The sequence below is a fragment of the Arthrobacter sp. KN11-1C genome (assembly GCF_052180225.1).
Taxonomy (GTDB): domain Bacteria; phylum Actinomycetota; class Actinomycetes; order Actinomycetales; family Micrococcaceae; genus Arthrobacter.
Genome location: NZ_CP197467.1, coordinates 722,722 through 738,800, shown reverse-complemented (window position 1 = coordinate 738,800; position 16,079 = coordinate 722,722). Strand labels below are relative to the sequence as shown.

Sequence of the window (16,079 nt, the reverse complement as noted above, 5' to 3'; positions counted from 1 at the left end):
AATCTTGAAGGGAAGCTTGGGGAATCCTTGCGCCTTCCTAAAATTCCTGCCGGAAAGTAGAGGTCATCGGGCAGCAAAGTCCGTGAAATCCCGGTCTCAACGGGCTTCAAGAAACGGAAAACATCATGGGTCTCAACCTGAAAACCACCACCGGTAAAGTCATCGCATCCCTGGCCCTGGTCGGCACTGCTGCCGGCGTGGCGGGACTGGGAACCTACGGTGCCTTCACCTCCAGCACTTCGGCCAGCAACACCGTCGCCTCCGGCATCGTGAACATCGCCCTCGGCTCAGCAGGCCCCGCGAACCGGCTCAGCGTCGCCGCCTCCGGCCTGGTCCCCGGCGACACCGTCCAGCGCGTAGCCACCCTCGCCAACGCCACCGGAAACCAGAACCTCTCAGCGATCACCCTGACCACCGCGGCCTCCCCCACCTCCCTGCTGGACACCAACACCACAATGGGCCTGCAGGTTGTCGTCGATGCCTGCTCCGTCGCCTGGACCGAGGCCGGCACCGCCCCCGCATACACCTACACATGTGGCGGCACCACCACCAGCGTCCTGGCTTCCCGCCCCGTTATCGGCGCCAACGTGGCCCTCTCCAACCTCACCTCGGTCACCGCGGGACAGACCGACAACCTGCGCGTCACGCTGACCCTCCCGGCCACGGCCGACAACACCCTCCAGAGCCAGAGCAGCACCATCGGGTTCACCTTCACGGGCACCCAGCGCACCGCCACCGCCAAGTAACCCCCAGCCAGCCCTCCGCCGTCGATCCCCCCTGAAAAACGACGGCGGAGGGCCTTCCACAGGAACGGAGACCAAGCCATGACCGCATCACTGGTCCGCCACCGGCGGGTCTCCCGGACGGCCACCACGACGGCGGCACCCGGCTCTGAGAAGCCCGACACCGAAAAGCCCGGCACCGCCAAGACCCGGGGCACCGGATCGAAGGTTGCCCGGGCCATCGTCAGCGTCATCACGACCACGGTGATGGTGGCCGCCGTCGCGGCGTTCCTGTTCCTCGCCGTCGGGCCTCGCGTCCTCGGTTACCAGACCAGCACGATGCTCACGGGTTCCATGTCTCCGCTGATCAATCCGGGAGACGTGGTGGTCACCGTTCCCGTCGCGGTCCAAAACCTGAAGGTCGGCGACATCATCACGTACCACATTCCCGTGGAGGACCAGCGGGTGGAAACCCACCGGATCATCGACTTGGTCGTGAACAGCCAAGGCACCGCCACGGTCCGCACCAAGGGCGATGCCAACAACGGTGCCGACCCCTGGACAGCGACCCTGGCGGCAGGACAGGTGGACCGCCAGGTGTTCACCGTCCCTTACTTGGGCAACGCGATCCGCGCCCTTCGTGATCCCATGGTCCTGAAGGTCCTGATGTACGGCGCTCCGGCCGCCCTGGTGGTCATGGTGCTCGTCTCCATCTGGAGGAAAAAGCCCGAGGACGACGACGCCGCGGACGCCGGCACCGCTGAACGCTCCCTGCCGGCCTTTGACCGCCGCCCCCTCAAGCGCCTGGCCAGGGAAATGAAGAGCAAGGAAGCCGCTGCGAAGTTCGCTGCCGCGTACGCCAGGATGCTGCCCCAGCGGGTGGACAAGATCAGCCGAGCCCTGAGCACCGGCGATAGCGACCTCGCGATGGATGCGGTGCTCAGCCTGAAAACCAGTTCCTCGATGGTCGGGGCGCTCCGGATGGAACAGCACTGCGTGCGCCTCGAACACGCCCTGGTCATGACCGACCACACCGAGGCGGTCCGGGCCGGGGAACTCGTACGGCAACACCAGCCGCAGTTGGAAAAGGCCTTGGGCGGTCACACCACCCGCCGCGTTGCATGAAATCCCCTTCAAAGAACCGAACCGGATCCGCTGCCCTTACCGCGTGAAAGCGGCAAGAATGGAATGGACCACCGGGCCCGACAGAAAGCCGCCCACCTTGCGTAGAAGCCGGAGCACCGCCGACGCCGGGCGGACGCCTGCGTCCGGACGCGTCGCTGCGGTCCTGGCGGCGGCCGCCATCCTGGTCTTCGCTCCCGGCATCGCCCAAGCGGCGTTCAACTCGACGGCGAGCGCAGCGCTCCCCGTGTCTTCCGCCAGCTTGGCGTCGACCGCCACGGTCACCGCATCCTGCCAAGGATCAACCCTCACCATAAGCGTCACTTCGTGGGCAATTTCGGATCCACGCTTCACAGGGGTCTTCGCCGTTTCCAGCGGGGGAAGCAATGTATTCACGGGCACCAGCAAGCAAAGCGGCGGCGCAACCTATACGGCCAGGATCACGCCCCACACGGGTACCTGGACTTGGAACGTCCAAAACCAGTATCCAGTTCCCGGCACGAGCAACACCTGGACAGGAACACCCACCACGGGCCAGTTCACCTGCACCTAAGGGCACACCGCTACCCCCGCAGCGAACGCGGGCGCCGATGTCGCACGCCCTCTATATATTGAGAGGATGACCCAGACTTCCGGTTCCGCCCAGCCATCCCACGTCGACAGCCCAACGGCCCCCGTCGCCAAGAGGGTGCCACACACCCGCGAGCACCACGGCGATGTTTTCGTGGACAACTACGAATGGTTGCGGGACAAGGAGTCTTCCGAGGTCATTGAGCACTTGAAGGCCGAAAATGCCTATCAGGAAGCCGTCACCGCGCACCAGGAACCACTGCGCGAGGCCATCTTCCAGGAAATCAAGGGCCGCACCCAGGAGACCGACCTCTCCGTCCCGAGCCGCAAGGACGGCTGGTGGTACTACACCCGTTCCGTCGAGGGCAAGGAGTATGGCATCCAGTGCCGCGTCCGGGCTGCGAACTCCGGCAATCCGGTGGCGGACTGGACGCCGCCGGCGGTGGAACCCGGCGTCGAACTCCAGGGCGAAGAGATCCTGCTGGACGGCAACGCCGAGGCGGAAGGCAAGCCGTTCTTTTCCGTTGGCGGCACCGCCGTGACGTTGGACGGCAACCTCTATGCCTACGCCGTGGACAACTCCGGCGAGGAACGCTTCGCGCTCCGCATCAAGGACCTGCGCACGGGTGAATTGCTGCCGGACGTCATCGAGAACATCTTCTACGGCGTGGCTTTCTCCCCCGACGGCACCCGGATCTTCTACACCGTGGTGGACGATTCCTGGCGCCCATACCAGGTGAAGTCGCACGTCCTGGGCACACCCGTCAGCGAGGACGAGGTCATCTACCAAGAGGACGACGTCGCCATGTGGCTCGGATTCGAACTCTCCTCGGACCGGCGGTACCTCGTGCTCGGCATCGGCTGCTCGGAATTCAGCGAGACGCGCCTGCTCCGCTTCGACGACTTCGACGCCGGCCTGTCCACCGTGATTTCCCGGGACGAACGCATCCTCTACGAGGCCGAGCCGTTCCTCCTCGAGGGTGTTGAGACCATCCTCCTGACCCACAACAAGGACGCCATCAACTCGATGGTGTCCATCGCGGACCCGGCCGAGTTCGCCAAGCCGCTGTCCGAGCAGGACTGGCGCACCGTCGTCGAGCATTCCGACGCCGTTCGCGTCAACGGTGCGGGCGTCACGTCGACGCATCTGGTGGTGTCGGTACGGCAGGACACGATCGAACGCGTGCAGGTGCTCCCTCTCGCCGGGCTGGGCACCGCCGCGCAGGGCGCCGCCGTGGAGCCCGCCTTCGATGAGGAGCTGTACACGGCTGGTGTGGGCGGAACCGATTATGAAGCGCCGGTGATCCGCATCGGCTACACCTCCTACTTCACGCCGTCGCGGGTGTACGACTTCGTGCTGCCTACCGCCGAATTGCCGCAAGGCGAACTCCTGCTGCGGAAGGAAAGCCCCGTGCTCGGCGGCTACACCGCGTCCGACTACGTGGCAACACGCGAATGGGCGACGGCGGCGGACGGCACGCGCGTGCCGCTGTCCGTCCTGCGGCATGCCTCCCTTGTGCAGGATTCGAGCGCCGCGGGCCTGGTCTACGGCTATGGCTCGTACGAGGTCAGCATGGATCCCGGCTTCGGCGTGGCCCGGCTGTCACTCCTCGACCGCGGAATCGTCATGGTGATCGCCCACATCCGCGGCGGCGGCGAGCTCGGCCGGCGCTGGTACGACGACGGCAAGAAGCTCAACAAGAAGAACACCTTCACGGACTTCATCGCGGCCACGGACTGGCTCGCGTCCTCCGGTTGGGTGGCGCCGGAGCGGATCGCCGCGATGGGTGGCTCCGCGGGCGGCCTGCTGATGGGCGCTGTGGCCAACCTCGCGCCGGAAAAGTATGCGGCAATCGTGGCAGCCGTGCCGTTCGTGGACGCGCTCAACACCATCCTGGACCCGGAACTGCCGCTCTCCGCGCTCGAATGGGAAGAATGGGGCAACCCCATCACCGATCCCGAAGTATACGAATACATGAAGTCGTACACCCCGTACGAGAACATCCGCGCCGTTTCGTACCCGCGGATCGCAGCCGTCACGTCCTTCAACGACACTCGCGTGCTCTACGTCGAACCCGCCAAATGGGTCCAGGTATTGCGTTCCGAGACCACCGGCACGGCGCCGATCGTCATGAAGATCGAGATGGACGGCGGACACGGCGGAGCCTCGGGGCGGTATGTGCAGTGGCGCGAGCGCGCATGGGACTATGCCTTCGTCGCGGACTCGCTCGGCGCCGTCGGCCTATTGCCCGGGGCAGGGCTCAAGTAACGTTCTCGATAGTAGGCTTCCAAGGGGGACCGATCCGGACAGTAGGAGCGTAGCTTGACTAACGACTCAACGGTGCCAAACCGCGCTTTGGTGGCCGACCCCGACGCGGCCCGCCTCGCCGAGACGGTCACTGCGTTTTCCGCCGCAGGGTTCTTGGTTCATTCAGCGTCCGACGCCGGTTCGCTTGCGGTCGCGCTGGACAGCGAACCAAGCGACGTGCTGGTGGTGGACAACGACTTCCGCGAGTTCCTGCCCAGGAATGTCGGCCCGGTTCTGCTCATGCTGGATCCCGAGGACGAACTGGATATTGCCACCTTGGAAGGCTGGGCCATTGCGGATTTCATCTACAAGGGCCAAGCTCCGTCCTTCCGGGCATCCAGGGCTCTTGTGCTGATAGCCCGTGCCGCCGAACGCACGCGGCGCCGTTCGGAAGCCGAGTCGCTGCGGGAGAGCCTGCGGAAGGTGTCCGCGGCGATCCGGTCCACCATTGACCCGGACCGGATTGCGCAGCATCTGGTGGAGGGAATCGGCGAGGCCCTTGGCGCGGAACACGTCTGGTTCACGACGTTCCCGGACACGCGGGTGCCGCAGGTCAGCGCCGAATGGAACGCTCCGGGATTGGTACCGGGAGTCCTGCCCGGCGAGCTCACCGGCGACATCGCCACGTTCGAGATGGCGGAACGATTGTGGGCGGAAGCGGAGGTCCAGCCGCTGCCGAAACGTGCTCCCGCGGGTGACTCCGGGGGTGCGGGTGCGCTGGGTGGCGCGGGCGCGCCGGGAGGTGCGGGAGGTGCGGGCGCGCCGTCGGCGTCTGTTGTGGTGCCGGTAGGCGAGGGAGAACTCGTGCTGGGGGTCATGTGGATCGCGCGCCCGGACACGGCGCAGGAATGGACCCGCGCCGAAATAGGCCTGATCCAGCACGTCTCGGGGAACTTGGCGTATGGCCTGATGCAGAGCCACCTGATCGGCGCGCAACAGCAGGTCATGTACAAGCTCCAGGAGCTCGACCAGGCCAAGACAGACTTCCTCACAACCGTGAACCACGAACTTCGAACACCTTTGACGTCCATCACGGCCTATCTGGACATGATGCGCACTGGCGCCGGCGGACCTCTTCCCGCAGGTGTCGAGCGCATGGTCGACGTCATTTCACGAAATGCCGAGCGGCTCCGACGGCTGATCGAAGACATGCTTACCGTCTCGCACCAGGACACGTCCGGCGACCTCCAATTGAGCCGCGTGAATGTGGGCACCCTGCTCAGGCTTGTCGTCTCGACCTTGCAGCCGCTCGCCGACTCCCGTTCGCTGTCCCTCACCGTGATGCACGCGCCAGGAACCATGACTGTCCAGGCCGACGAAGCCAAGCTCGAGCAGGTCTTCGCCAACATCATCAGCAACGCGATCAAGTTCACGCCCGACGGCGGCCACGTGGCGGTCAGCAGCGGGATCACCTCGGACCCAGGCGCTGTTCCCAGCGTCGTGGTCAGCGTGGAGGACACCGGCGTCGGGATCCCCGAAACGGAAATCGAGCAAGTGTTCACGAGGTTCTTCCGCGCCTCAAACGCCTCCACCGCGGCCATCCCCGGGAGCGGGCTTGGCCTGGCAATCGCCCACGACATTGTGGAACGCCATTCCGGCCGGCTCGATGTCGAGTCCGCCCTTGGCGTGGGAACCACGGTTTCAGTCCGGCTGCCGCTGGATACAGAGAGCTAAGGCGCGCTGCTGATTCCGTCCTGACCTTCTTTGAATTGGGAAAGCGCTTACGACACGGCGAGTCGCGTCATTCCGGGGCTCAACCGCGGCAAACAGGGTCAGGAACGGCAGCCCCCGGCCTCGGACAAACAAAACACCGCCCCAGAGCGGTTGCCCGGGGCGGTGTTCTTTGTGCGTCTACCCAAGTAACTGGCAGTAGATGCCGTTATGAGGCGTCTAAACGGCATCTAGTGCGAGCTAGTTGGGCCACCAACCGATCGAGGCGTAGTGGACAACAGTGCCGGGGTTAACCGTCGTTACTGTGGCGCTCGTGGTGCTGGTGGTGTCGTGCTTCGGGGCGGCGTTGGCGGGGGTGACAAATCCGCCAATAGCGAGCACGCCCGTCATGAGAAGTGTTGCGGCGAATTTTTTCATGCAGTGCTCCTTTGAGCCGTAAAAATCCGAAGTTGACTTTCCCAGCGTAAAGAGGCTTGTTAAAGGTTCGCTTAAGATTGGCTCAGTTTTGCGACGTCTTTGCTGCCAGCCGGTAACCGACGCCGCGCACGGTTTCAACCCAACGCGGCGACTGCGCCGAATCACCGAGTTTCCGCCGCAGATTGGCGATGTGTACCTGGATCGCACGCTCTTCGGATTCGCTGACGTAGCCGCCGGTTTCGTACTCCCTGGCATGGAGCCAGCGGGCGAGCCCCGTTGTGCTTCTGACAACGCGTCCGGCTTCCATGAGGGCCTGAAGAAGGTCGAACTCGGTGCGGGTCAATTGCACCTCTTCGTCATCCACCCGGGTAGTCCGCGTGGCGACGTCAAGGAAGAGGCCGTTGTGTTCCAGCCCCGATGGCTCGGTCCCCGGAATCACGGGTGTGGGTGCGGTTGGTGAGTTCGGCCCCTGGGCGGGCGGCAGCTCCGCCGTCGTGCTCCCCGCGGAACCGCTCACAAGCTTGCTGCCTCGCGGCCGGCGAAGGAGTGTCTCGACCCGGGCCAGGAGCTCGCGGGGGCGGAAGGGCTTGGTGACAAAGTCGTCGGCGCCAACGGACAGCCCTTGCAGGGTGTCCACTTCGCGCGCGCGGGCCGTGAGCATGATGATGTAGGCGTCGCTGAACTCCCGGACGCGACGGGTGACCTCAATCCCGTCAATGTCCGGCAGGCCAAGGTCCAAGGTGATCACGTCGGGGTTGTGACGGCGGACCGCATCCACGCCGTCGATGCCGTTTCCGGCCGCGTAAACCTCCAGGCCCGATGCCTCGAGGACGGCATGGACTACCTCACGGATGTCATCGTCATCCTCGATTACTACAGCCACGCCCGATGCGCCCACGACAAGATCCCCATCTCTCTTATGCTCAGCCCACCTTAACACCGGCGGTACCCGCTATTCTCGCGCATGTCGGCGTAAGTCCCGCTTTGTCCGTGTAGCGGATGCTATTTCCGGGCCCGCCACTCAGTGTCGAGCATCGCGTAGATGACTTCGGTGGACCACTGGCCCTTGTAGTGCCAGTTGTCCACGAGCTCGGCTTCGCGGCGCATTCCGAGCCGCTCGCACAATCCCGACGACGACGTGTTCAGGGCATCCAGCTTGGCGTCGATCCGGTGGAACATGAGGTTCTCGAAACCCAAGCGGAGCACGGCCTCGGCCGCCTCGGCGGCGTAGCCCTGGCCTCGGCTTTCCGGCGCCAGGATCCAGCCAATTTCGGCCTGCCCCGTGCCCGGCAGCCATTTGAGCACCACTTCGCCCAGCAACCCCGGCGAGTCCGCGCGCTCGATGGCGAGGCATGCCCAGTCGCCCTCCTGCTCGAAGGCGAAGTTGGCGTAGCGGCCCAGCGCCTCCATGGATTGGGTGAGGGTCAGCTCCTGCCTGAGCAGGAACCGGGCAGTCTCGGCCAGTGACTGGTAGCCGTGGAATCGCTCCAGGTCAGTGGCCTCGAATCGGCGAAGCACGAGCCTCGGAGTCCGGATGGGCAGTTCGATGAGGGGCATGATTCGAGGCTACTACGGGGGTCCGGAGCCGTCCCGCCGAACGATCACCTCTTGACAGTTCAATCAATCTGGGATTACCTAATGAACATTCGGTAAATAAAGCTGGAGGCAACGACGCATGGTTGAGACCACCCTTTCTGGCGCAGCGCAGCACCAGATCCTCAAGAACGACTACGCCTCCGAATGGATGGGCCTGGAGGTGCTCAAGGTCGACGACGGCCACGCCACCGTCCGCATGAAGCTCCGGCAGGAAATGCTCAACGGCTTCGGAATGGCCCACGGCGGAATGATCTTCGCCTTCGCCGATTCAGCGTTTGCCCTCGCGTGCAACCCGGCCAACCCTTCACCGTCGGAAGCCGACACCATAACTGTCGCCGCCGGCGTCGACATCAACTTCCTCAAGCCGGCCTATCAAGGCCAGGTGATCACCGCCGTCGCGAACCGCCGCGCCAACAACGGCCGCAGCGGCCTGTACGACATCCAGATCTTCGCGGCCGACCCCAGCGAGCTTGCCAGCGCCGGAACCCCAGGGGATCCGGCTAGCTGGGGCGAGCTCATCGCCGAGTTCCGTGGCCGCAGCCGCACCATCTCCAAGAAGTAGGAAGACCATGACACAGAACACCGTCGCCGCTCCCGACGCACCGCTTAACACCGCACAGCTGGATCGCGAAGAAACCATCTCCCGCGACGAGCTCGAGGCCCTGCAGCTCAGCCGCCTCCAGCACACAGTGGCCTACGCCTACGACCGCGTGCCGCTGTACAAGCGCAAGTTCGACGACGCCGGCGTCCACCCTTCCGATCTCCGCGAACTGTCCGATCTCGGCAAGTTCCCGTACACCACCAAGGAAGACCTCCGCCAGGAATACCCCTTCGGCATGTTCGCCGTGCCGCAGGACGAAGTAGCCCGCATCCACGCGAGCTCCGGCACCACTGGCCGGCCAACCGTCGTCGGGTACACCAAGAACGACCTCGCCAACTGGGCAACGCTCGTGGCCCGCTCGCTCCGCGCGTCCGGCGTCCGACCGGGCATGAAGGTTCACAACGCCTACGGCTACGGCCTCTTCACCGGCGGACTCGGTGCCCACGCAGGTGCCGAAGCGCTCGGATGCACCGTCATCCCGATGTCCGGCGGCCAGACCGAGCGCCAGATCCAGCTGATCCAGGACTTCAAGCCGGACGCCATCCTGGCAACCCCGACTTACCTGCTTACCATCGCCGACGCAATGGCGCACATGGGTGTGGATCCGGCGTCGACCTCGCTCAAGTACGCGGTGCTTGGCGCCGAACCGTGGACCGAGGAAATGCGGCACGAGCTCGAAACCACCATGAACATCAAGGCCTGCGACATCTACGGGCTCTCCGAGGTCATGGGCCCGGGCGTCGCGGGCGAGGCCGTCGAGACCCAGGACGGCTGCCACATCTGGGAAGACCACTTCCGCCCCGAGATCATCGATCCGTTCGATCCATCCCGCGGGGAAAGCGCCGTGCTGGCCGACGGCGAACCGGGCGAACTCGTCTTCACCTCCCTCACCAAGGAAGCGCTGCCGATCATCCGGTACCGCACCAAGGACCTCACCCGGCTGCTGCCCGGCACCGCCCGCCCTGCGCACCGCCGCATGGGCCGCATCACCGGCCGCAGCGACGACATGATCATCCTGCGCGGCGTGAACCTCTTCCCGTCGCAGATCGAGGAAATCGCCCTGCGCATCCCCGAGCTCAGCCCTCACTTCCAGCTTGAGCTCACCCGTCCCGAGGGCAAGCGCATGGATTCGCTGACGGTCAAGATTGAGCGCCGCGAGAACGTTTCCGTCGAGGCGGGCACGACGGCGGCACACGCCTTGCGCGAGCAGATCAAGATCCACGTGGGTTCTTCTTGCGTCGTCGACGTCGTGGAGCCGGGTTCGCTCGAGCGCTCCAACGGCAAGCTGCGCCGCGTCTACGACATGCGACCCAAGAGGTAACGTGGCCCGGCGGATGCACGGATCAACCGAACGTTCATGAGAAAATGGCCAGCATGCCTAGTGAAACAGTAACCAAGCGGGGACGCCCCGGATACGACCAGCAATCAGTGCTGCTCATCGCCGTCGACGTCTTCAACCGCCACGGTTACGACGCCACGTCCATGGGCATTCTGGCCGAAAACCTCGGGATCTCAAAGTCGGCGATCTACCACCACGTGCCGTCCAAGGGCGACCTCCTGAAGCTCGCCCTCGAGCACGCACTGGGTGGGCTCGAGGCCATCCTCGAACAGCCCGAGGCTGTGACCGGGGCAGCAGACGCCCGACTGGAATTTGTCCTGCGGCAGACGATCGCCGTATTGGTTGACCGGCTGCCGTTCGTCACGTTGCTCCTGCGGCTCCGAGGCAACACGGAGATCGAGCGCGACGCCCTCGAACGGCGTCGTGCCTTCGACCACAAGGTGGCCGCGCTGATCTCGGCCGCGCGCGAAGAAGGCACCCTGCGCCAGGACATCGATCCCCGCACCGTGACCCGGCTCCTGTTCGGGACCATCAACTCGATCGTGGAGTGGTACAAACCGGGCGGCTCGCTCTCCCCGCAGCGCCTGGCCGACGACGTCATCACCATGGCGTTCGACGGCCTCCACGCCTCGGCGTAGGTCTCTCCTCCGCCTCCACCCCCTCGCTTTCCCCCGGACGCCCGCTCACATATACGGCACTTTCAACCGACGCCCGCTCACGTATGCGGCACTTTCAACCGACGCCCGCTCACGTATGCGGCACTTTCAACCGACGCCCGCTCACGTATGCGGCCATATGGCAGAACGCTCGCTCACTAAAAGTGAGCGAGCGTTCTTCGTGGTGCTCGCGAGTGTTTCAGAGCTGGTATTCGGCCTGGATACCCAAGCTTTCATGGACGCAGAGGACGTTGTTTTCCGTGTCCATGAACCAGGCGCAACGATCGGCGTCGGTAGTACAAATGTGGTGTTCGGTCTTGAGATCAGGGAGATCGTAATCCCGGAATTCGACGCCGCTCGCCTCCATTTCGTCGACTGTCCGCTCGATGTCGCTGACTTCAAAGGAAAGGGCAGTGTGCGATGAATGCATGCCGTCCTTGATGGGCATCAACTGCAGCATGGGACCACCGTCGATGCCGAACAAATCATTTCCATCCCAGGTCATGCCGCGATGAGGGAGGCCGAGTTTCTCAGCGTAGAAGCTGCGGGCTCGGTCCACGTCGTCGATGGGCAAGACGGTTGTGGCTGTTCTCAGTGCTAGGTTCACTTCGCCACCTCCTACGCAAAAAATCTTACGCCGCACGGGATCGGAAAGACCTTGTGAGCAAACCTTGGTCCAGCCCCGTTGTCAGGGCGACAGCCTCGGCCTACGATGTGCACAGCCCCTCGCAGGGGAACAACTCCGGGACCTTCCCTCAACAGGTGATGGGAGCACCGTAGGAGGCCCGAGTCCTGGACATCACGGGACGGGAAGACCATGACGAAATATCTATTCGAAGCAAACTACGTCGGCGACGGGATCAACGGGCTGTTGCGCGAGGGCGGCACCAAACGCCGCGATGCTGTGGTCGATGCACTCGAATCCGTAGACGGATCGCTCGAATGTTTCTACTACGCTTTCGGGGAGACCGACGTCGTCGGGGTCTTCGAGATCCCCGATGCGGCTAGCGCTGCTGCACTCTCCCTCATGATCAACGCGACTGGCGCTGTGCGCCTGCATTTGAAGCCGCTCATGACGGTTGAGGATCTCGACGAAGCTGCCAAGAAGACCCCGGCGTACCGCGCCCCCGGGCAATAGAACTCGTCAGACACGGAACGCTCCCCAGTGATGGGGAGCGTTCCGTGTGCAGTACATAAGTGAGCGGGCGTCCGGCCAAACACCCACATACGTGAGCGGGCGTCCGGCCAAACACCCACATACGTGAGCGGGCGTCGGAAGGGGTGGCTACTTCTTCACGAGGGTCAGGACGTCGTAGGTGGCTACGATTTCGTCGTTCTGGTTGGTCAGGACGGCATCCCAGGCTACTTCGCCGTATTCGTCGGTCTCGCGCGGCGTGATCTTCTTGGCCGTGAGCGTGACGCGGATCGAATCCCCCGCGGCCACGGGTGTGATGAAGCGCAGGTTCTCCAGGCCGTAGTTGGCCAGGACGGGGCCCGGGGCGGGTTCCACGAACAGCCCGGCGGCCCAGCTGAGCAGCAGGTACCCGTGCGCCACGATTCCCGGGAAGAACGGGTTGGCCTCGGCCGCTTCCTGGTTGGTGTGGGCGTAGAAGGTGTCGCCAGTGGAGTTGGCGAAGGCGGTGATGTCGTCCAGGGTGACCTGCCGCAGTTCGGACCGCACGGCGTCGCCGATCCGCAGGGTTGCAAGCGACTTCCGGAACGGGTGCGTTCCTTCCGACTCCACGGTGAAGTTGCGGTCCGCGCCTGCGTGCCAGACGCCGGTCACAGCGGTGAGCATGTTCGGCGAGCCCTGGATGGCGGTGCGCTGCATGTGGTGCATGACGGAGCGGATACCACCGAGTTCCTCGCCGCCACCGGCGCGGCCCGGCCCGCCGTGGACCAGGTGCGGCACGGGCGAACCATGGCCGGTTGACGAGCGGGCGTCCTCGCGGTTGAGCATCAGGACACGGCCGTGGTGCGCCGCGATTCCGGTCACCAATTCACGGGCAACCGCAGGATCGTTGGTGCATACGGAGGCTACGAGGGAACCGCCACCGCGGGCGGCGAGGCGGACGGCGTCGTCGAGGTCCGAGTACCCGATCACGGACGACACCGGACCGAAGGCCTCGAGCGAGTGGACAGCTTCCGAGTCCACGTCGGCCCAGCTCAGGACCACCGGAGACATGAACGCGCCGCCCTCCACGACACCGACGGTGCCGTCGAGCGAGGTGACCGACGGCGAATCGAGCGTCCCGTACGCAAGCTCGCCACCGGCGTCGAGCATTGACTGCACTGCGGCGCGGACGTCGGCGAGCTGCTCGAGGGACGCGAGGGCGCCCATCGTGACGCCCTCTGCGCGCGGGTCGCCGACCACGACGCGCTCGTCCACCCGCGCACCGATGGCCGAGACGACGTCGGACACCAGCGACTGGGGCACGATAGTGCGGCGGATCGAGGTGCATTTCTGGCCGGCCTTGACCGTCATCTCGGTGACGACCGACTTGATGAAGGCGTCGAACTCGGGGGTGCCGGGCACGGCGTCTGGGCCGAGGATGGCGGCGTTGAGCGAGTCGGTTTCGGAGGTGAAGCGGACGCCGCCCTGGACCACGTTGACGTGGGACTTCAGCGAGTTGGCGGTGGAGGCGGAGCCGGTGAAGGCGAGAAGGTCGCGGTAGTCGAGGTGGTCCAGCAGGGTGCGGGCGGATCCCGAGATGAGCTGCAGCGAGCCTTCCGGGAGGATGCCCGACTCGACGATTGCCTTGACCACGACGGCGGCAACGTAACCGGTGGGGGTGGCTGGCTTGACGATGGTGGGGACGCCGGCGATGAACGCGGGCGCGAACTTCTCGAGCATGCCCCACACGGGGAAGTTGAAGGCGTTGATCTGCGCCGCGACGCCCGGGATGCGGGTGTAAATGTGCTCGCCGGCGAAGGAACCGTCCCTGGACAGGACTTCCATGGGACCGTCCACCACGACCTGCGAGTTCGGCAGTTCGCGGCGGCCCTTCGATCCGAAGGTGAAGAGCACGCCGATGCCGCCGTCGATGTCCACCATCGAGTCGATCTTGGTTGCGCCGGTCTTGAAGGAGGACGTGTAGAACTCTTCGCGGCGGCCGTTGAGGTACTGGGCCAGTTCCTTGAGCTTGAGGGCACGCTGGTGGAAGGTGAGCTTGCCGAGCTCGCGCTGGCCCACCGTGCGGCCGTAATTCACGACGCCGGCAAGGTCCAGTCCGTCGGTGTTGACCGTTGCAAGGATCTCACCCGTGCTGGCGTCGCGGACGGGCACGCCCGCGGAGGCGTCGGCGCTGGGGGTCCACCACTCGCCCTGGACGAAACTGGGCACGGTTTCAACGGTTGTGGCTTCCGGAGCGACTGCGGTACTGGTCATCGTCGACGGGTCCTTCCAAGGCACGGGCACGAAATGGACAGAACGACCGCAAATTACTGACCGGCCGTTCGGTAATACAACCCAGAATACATGAGAGGCCCGATCTGCACACTAGATGGCCCTCGGGGCTGCGTCCCTCTACCGCCCCGGAGCGTTGAGTTTGGCCCGGATGGCGGCGACTTCCACCTCGGAGACGCCGTTCGCTCCCAGGAAGGCGAAGGTGTCCAGGGAATGTGCGAATTCCAGGAGGCTGGCCGTGCGTACGGACAACATGGCTTCGAGCGCGTCTTCCTCGAGGAAGGGATCATGGGCGTGCGGGGCGCGATGGTGGCGGTGGCGCTCGTTGATTCCCCGCATTCCCTGCTGGTAACCCCGCACGATTTCCTCATCGCTCGCTCCTGCAAGGTTCTGGAGCATCACGGCGATGATCCCGCTACGGTCCCGCCCGGCCGCGCAGTGCACCACCACCCCGCCGGGTGCCGCGGCGATGGCCTTGAAAACCGCGGCGAGCTTGTCCGGGAAGAGCCGCACATAGTCGGCGTAGTGGGCAGGATCTTTCAAATACGGACCAAAGAGCTCGGTGAACTCCTTGTCCTCCGGGTCCTCGGTGGGGCAATGGACGATGTCGAAACGCGCAGTCGCCTCCGCTGAAACCTCGGGATCGATCTCCCGGGGCTGCTGCTCACGAAGGGTCCGCAAGTCGATCACGGTGCGGATGCCGGCGTCGTACATTTGCTGCCACCCGGCGTCGGTGAGCCATTCCCGCCGCCCCATCCGGTACACGCTTCCGGCGATATGCCAGGCGTTCACCGCACCGTCCCAACGGACGCCCCGCTGCTTGGCGGCGGTTGAGATCCCATCCATACCGGACAGCTAACCACACGCGGGATAGGTGAGCGAGGGTTTCCGGGGAGGCGGATATATGTGAGCGGGGGTTGAAAAAGGGCGGGCTGTTAGCTGCGCGGCCGTTAGCTGGAGGCCAGGGATTTCGTCAGGATTGTCCCGCCGACGCCGATCAGGACAGTCCCGGATCCGCCGGTGATGATCCGCTTCACGCGTGGACGGGCCAGCGCGGTGGAGATTCTCTTGAGCGCATGCACCAGCGCGACATACCAAACCAGCGCAGTGAGCAGGAAGATGCCCGCCATCAACGCGTGCTGGCCCAGAGGGGGCAGCGGTGCGAGGTTGAATTGGGGGAAAAGGGATAGGTAAAAGACGGCGACCTTGGGGTTGAGCAGATTGCTGACCATTCCTTGCAGGAACGGTGAGTTCCCTCGGAATCCAAGCCGGGGTTCGGGGGCCGCAGTGGGTTGATTCCGGGGGCGTCCGAAGGCCTCGATCAGGGCGCGGGTCCCCAGGTAGAGCAGGTACGCGGCACCGGCGATCCTGATGACGTTACCCAGGACTTCCGACGCGCTGAGGAGCGCGGTGACGCCGAGCACGGCGAGAAGGGCAAGGATCGTGTTGCCCACCATGATTCCGATCGCGGTGGTGGCCGCTGAGCCAGGTCCGCGGGGTGCGTTCTTCAGCACCAGGGCAAAATCGGGTCCGGGAACGAGGACGACGACGACGCAGGTCAGCGCGAAGGCCATGAGTTGTTCGACCATGTGGGACTGCTTCCGGAGGAGGGATGTGGCTCGGGCTAACCCAACTAACTCGCACTTAATGTCGTTATCAGCGCTGAAAACG

Annotated in this window: 16 protein-coding genes; 9 read left to right on the top strand and 7 right to left on the bottom strand. The window is 64.7% G+C overall.

Going from position 1 to position 16,079, the window contains the following annotated elements; all coding sequences use genetic code 11:
• The first annotated feature begins 125 nt into the window (after nt 1-125).
• The 5 genes from ACSBOX_RS03490 to ACSBOX_RS03470 all read left to right on the top strand — a co-directional run bounded on the left by ACSBOX_RS03490 (nt 126) and on the right by ACSBOX_RS03470 (nt 6,396).
• Nucleotides 126-746, top strand: a complete 621-nt coding sequence (locus ACSBOX_RS03490; protein WP_442544821.1) for a TasA family protein — start codon at nt 126-128, stop codon at nt 744-746.
• Between the two features lie 78 nt (nt 747-824).
• A complete protein-coding gene (locus tag ACSBOX_RS03485; RefSeq protein WP_442544820.1) occupies nt 825-1,847 on the top strand; it encodes a signal peptidase I in 1,023 nt (340 codons plus the stop codon).
• Between the two features lie 97 nt (nt 1,848-1,944).
• A complete protein-coding gene (locus ACSBOX_RS03480) occupies nt 1,945-2,397 on the top strand; it encodes a hypothetical protein (protein ID WP_442544819.1) in 453 nt (150 codons plus the stop codon).
• 66 nt (nt 2,398-2,463) lie between these two features.
• Entirely contained in the window at nt 2,464-4,683 is a 2,220-nt protein-coding gene (locus ACSBOX_RS03475) for a S9 family peptidase (protein ID WP_442544818.1), read from the top strand.
• A 54-nt stretch (nt 4,684-4,737) separates the two neighbouring features.
• Nucleotides 4,738-6,396, top strand: coding sequence for a sensor histidine kinase (locus tag ACSBOX_RS03470; RefSeq protein ID WP_442544817.1), 1,659 nt, complete (start codon nt 4,738-4,740; stop codon nt 6,394-6,396).
• A gap of 237 nt (nt 6,397-6,633) precedes the next feature.
• On the opposite strand, the gene ACSBOX_RS03465 is transcribed toward ACSBOX_RS03470, so the two are convergent.
• The 3 genes from ACSBOX_RS03465 to ACSBOX_RS03455 all read right to left on the bottom strand — a co-directional run bounded on the left by ACSBOX_RS03465 (nt 6,634) and on the right by ACSBOX_RS03455 (nt 8,367).
• On the bottom strand, nt 6,634-6,810 hold the full coding sequence (locus tag ACSBOX_RS03465) for a hypothetical protein (protein ID WP_442544816.1): 177 nt from the start codon (nt 6,808-6,810) through the stop codon (nt 6,634-6,636).
• An 82-nt stretch (nt 6,811-6,892) separates the two neighbouring features.
• Complete coding sequence (locus tag ACSBOX_RS03460) at nt 6,893-7,693, bottom strand: response regulator transcription factor (protein WP_442544815.1); 801 nt, start codon at nt 7,691-7,693, stop codon at nt 6,893-6,895.
• Between the two features lie 119 nt (nt 7,694-7,812).
• Nucleotides 7,813-8,367 carry a GNAT family N-acetyltransferase gene (locus tag ACSBOX_RS03455; protein ID WP_442544814.1) on the bottom strand — a complete coding sequence of 185 codons (555 nt, stop codon included), beginning with the start codon at nt 8,365-8,367 and terminating at the stop codon, nt 7,813-7,815.
• 118 nt (nt 8,368-8,485) lie between these two features.
• Here ACSBOX_RS03455 and ACSBOX_RS03450 point away from each other — a divergent pair, with 118 nt between their 5' ends.
• From ACSBOX_RS03450 to ACSBOX_RS03440, 3 genes are read left to right on the top strand one after another with little or no spacing between them, the layout of a single operon-like run.
• Entirely contained in the window at nt 8,486-8,968 is a 483-nt protein-coding gene (locus tag ACSBOX_RS03450) for a hotdog fold thioesterase (protein WP_442544813.1), read from the top strand.
• A 7-nt stretch (nt 8,969-8,975) separates the two neighbouring features.
• Nucleotides 8,976-10,328, top strand: coding sequence for a phenylacetate--CoA ligase PaaK (gene paaK / locus ACSBOX_RS03445; RefSeq protein WP_306959145.1), 1,353 nt, complete (start codon nt 8,976-8,978; stop codon nt 10,326-10,328).
• Between the two features lie 53 nt (nt 10,329-10,381).
• A complete protein-coding gene (locus tag ACSBOX_RS03440; RefSeq protein ID WP_059389547.1) occupies nt 10,382-10,984 on the top strand; it encodes a TetR/AcrR family transcriptional regulator in 603 nt (200 codons plus the stop codon).
• A gap of 217 nt (nt 10,985-11,201) precedes the next feature.
• Here ACSBOX_RS03440 and ACSBOX_RS03435 read toward each other — a convergent pair whose 3' ends face one another.
• Nucleotides 11,202-11,609, bottom strand: coding sequence for a VOC family protein (locus ACSBOX_RS03435; RefSeq protein ID WP_442544812.1), 408 nt, complete (start codon nt 11,607-11,609; stop codon nt 11,202-11,204).
• Nucleotides 11,610-11,819: 210 nt separating this feature from the next.
• On the opposite strand from ACSBOX_RS03435, the gene ACSBOX_RS03430 reads away from it, so the two are divergent.
• On the top strand, nt 11,820-12,140 hold the full coding sequence (locus ACSBOX_RS03430) for a GYD domain-containing protein (RefSeq protein WP_442544811.1): 321 nt from the start codon (nt 11,820-11,822) through the stop codon (nt 12,138-12,140).
• Between the two features lie 147 nt (nt 12,141-12,287).
• On the opposite strand, the gene paaZ is transcribed toward ACSBOX_RS03430, so the two are convergent.
• From paaZ to ACSBOX_RS03415, 3 genes are all read right to left on the bottom strand, one after another.
• On the bottom strand, nt 12,288-14,390 hold the full coding sequence (paaZ, locus tag ACSBOX_RS03425; RefSeq protein WP_442544810.1) for a phenylacetic acid degradation bifunctional protein PaaZ: 2,103 nt from the start codon (nt 14,388-14,390) through the stop codon (nt 12,288-12,290).
• Nucleotides 14,391-14,528: 138 nt separating this feature from the next.
• Complete coding sequence (locus ACSBOX_RS03420) at nt 14,529-15,254, bottom strand: tyrosine-protein phosphatase (protein ID WP_442544809.1); 726 nt, start codon at nt 15,252-15,254, stop codon at nt 14,529-14,531.
• Between the two features lie 104 nt (nt 15,255-15,358).
• The gene (locus ACSBOX_RS03415; protein WP_442544808.1) at nt 15,359-15,997 is read right to left on the bottom strand and encodes a LysE family translocator; all 639 of its coding nucleotides are present in this window, start codon (nt 15,995-15,997) and stop codon (nt 15,359-15,361) included.
• Between the last annotated feature and the right edge of the window lie 82 nt (nt 15,998-16,079).

Bases quoted from the DNA above. Each gene is read 5' to 3' on its own strand.
- ACSBOX_RS03415 (WP_442544808.1), bottom strand. From the start codon at position 15,997: ATGGTCGAACAACTCATGGCCTTCGCGCTGACCTGCGTCGTCGTCGTC.
- ACSBOX_RS03450 (WP_442544813.1), top strand. From the start codon at position 8,486: ATGGTTGAGACCACCCTTTCTGGCGCAGCGCAGCACCAGATCCTCAAG.
- ACSBOX_RS03440 (WP_059389547.1), top strand. From the start codon at position 10,382: ATGCCTAGTGAAACAGTAACCAAGCGGGGACGCCCCGGATACGACCAG.
- ACSBOX_RS03465 (WP_442544816.1), bottom strand. From the start codon at position 6,810: ATGAAAAAATTCGCCGCAACACTTCTCATGACGGGCGTGCTCGCTATT.
- ACSBOX_RS03485 (WP_442544820.1), top strand. From the start codon at position 825: ATGACCGCATCACTGGTCCGCCACCGGCGGGTCTCCCGGACGGCCACC.
- ACSBOX_RS03430 (WP_442544811.1), top strand. From the start codon at position 11,820: ATGACGAAATATCTATTCGAAGCAAACTACGTCGGCGACGGGATCAAC.
- ACSBOX_RS03490 (WP_442544821.1), top strand. From the start codon at position 126: ATGGGTCTCAACCTGAAAACCACCACCGGTAAAGTCATCGCATCCCTG.
- ACSBOX_RS03455 (WP_442544814.1), bottom strand. From the start codon at position 8,367: ATGCCCCTCATCGAACTGCCCATCCGGACTCCGAGGCTCGTGCTTCGC.
- paaK (WP_306959145.1), top strand. From the start codon at position 8,976: ATGACACAGAACACCGTCGCCGCTCCCGACGCACCGCTTAACACCGCA.
- ACSBOX_RS03475 (WP_442544818.1), top strand. From the start codon at position 2,464: ATGACCCAGACTTCCGGTTCCGCCCAGCCATCCCACGTCGACAGCCCA.
- paaZ (WP_442544810.1), bottom strand. From the start codon at position 14,390: ATGACCAGTACCGCAGTCGCTCCGGAAGCCACAACCGTTGAAACCGTG.
- ACSBOX_RS03420 (WP_442544809.1), bottom strand. From the start codon at position 15,254: ATGGATGGGATCTCAACCGCCGCCAAGCAGCGGGGCGTCCGTTGGGAC.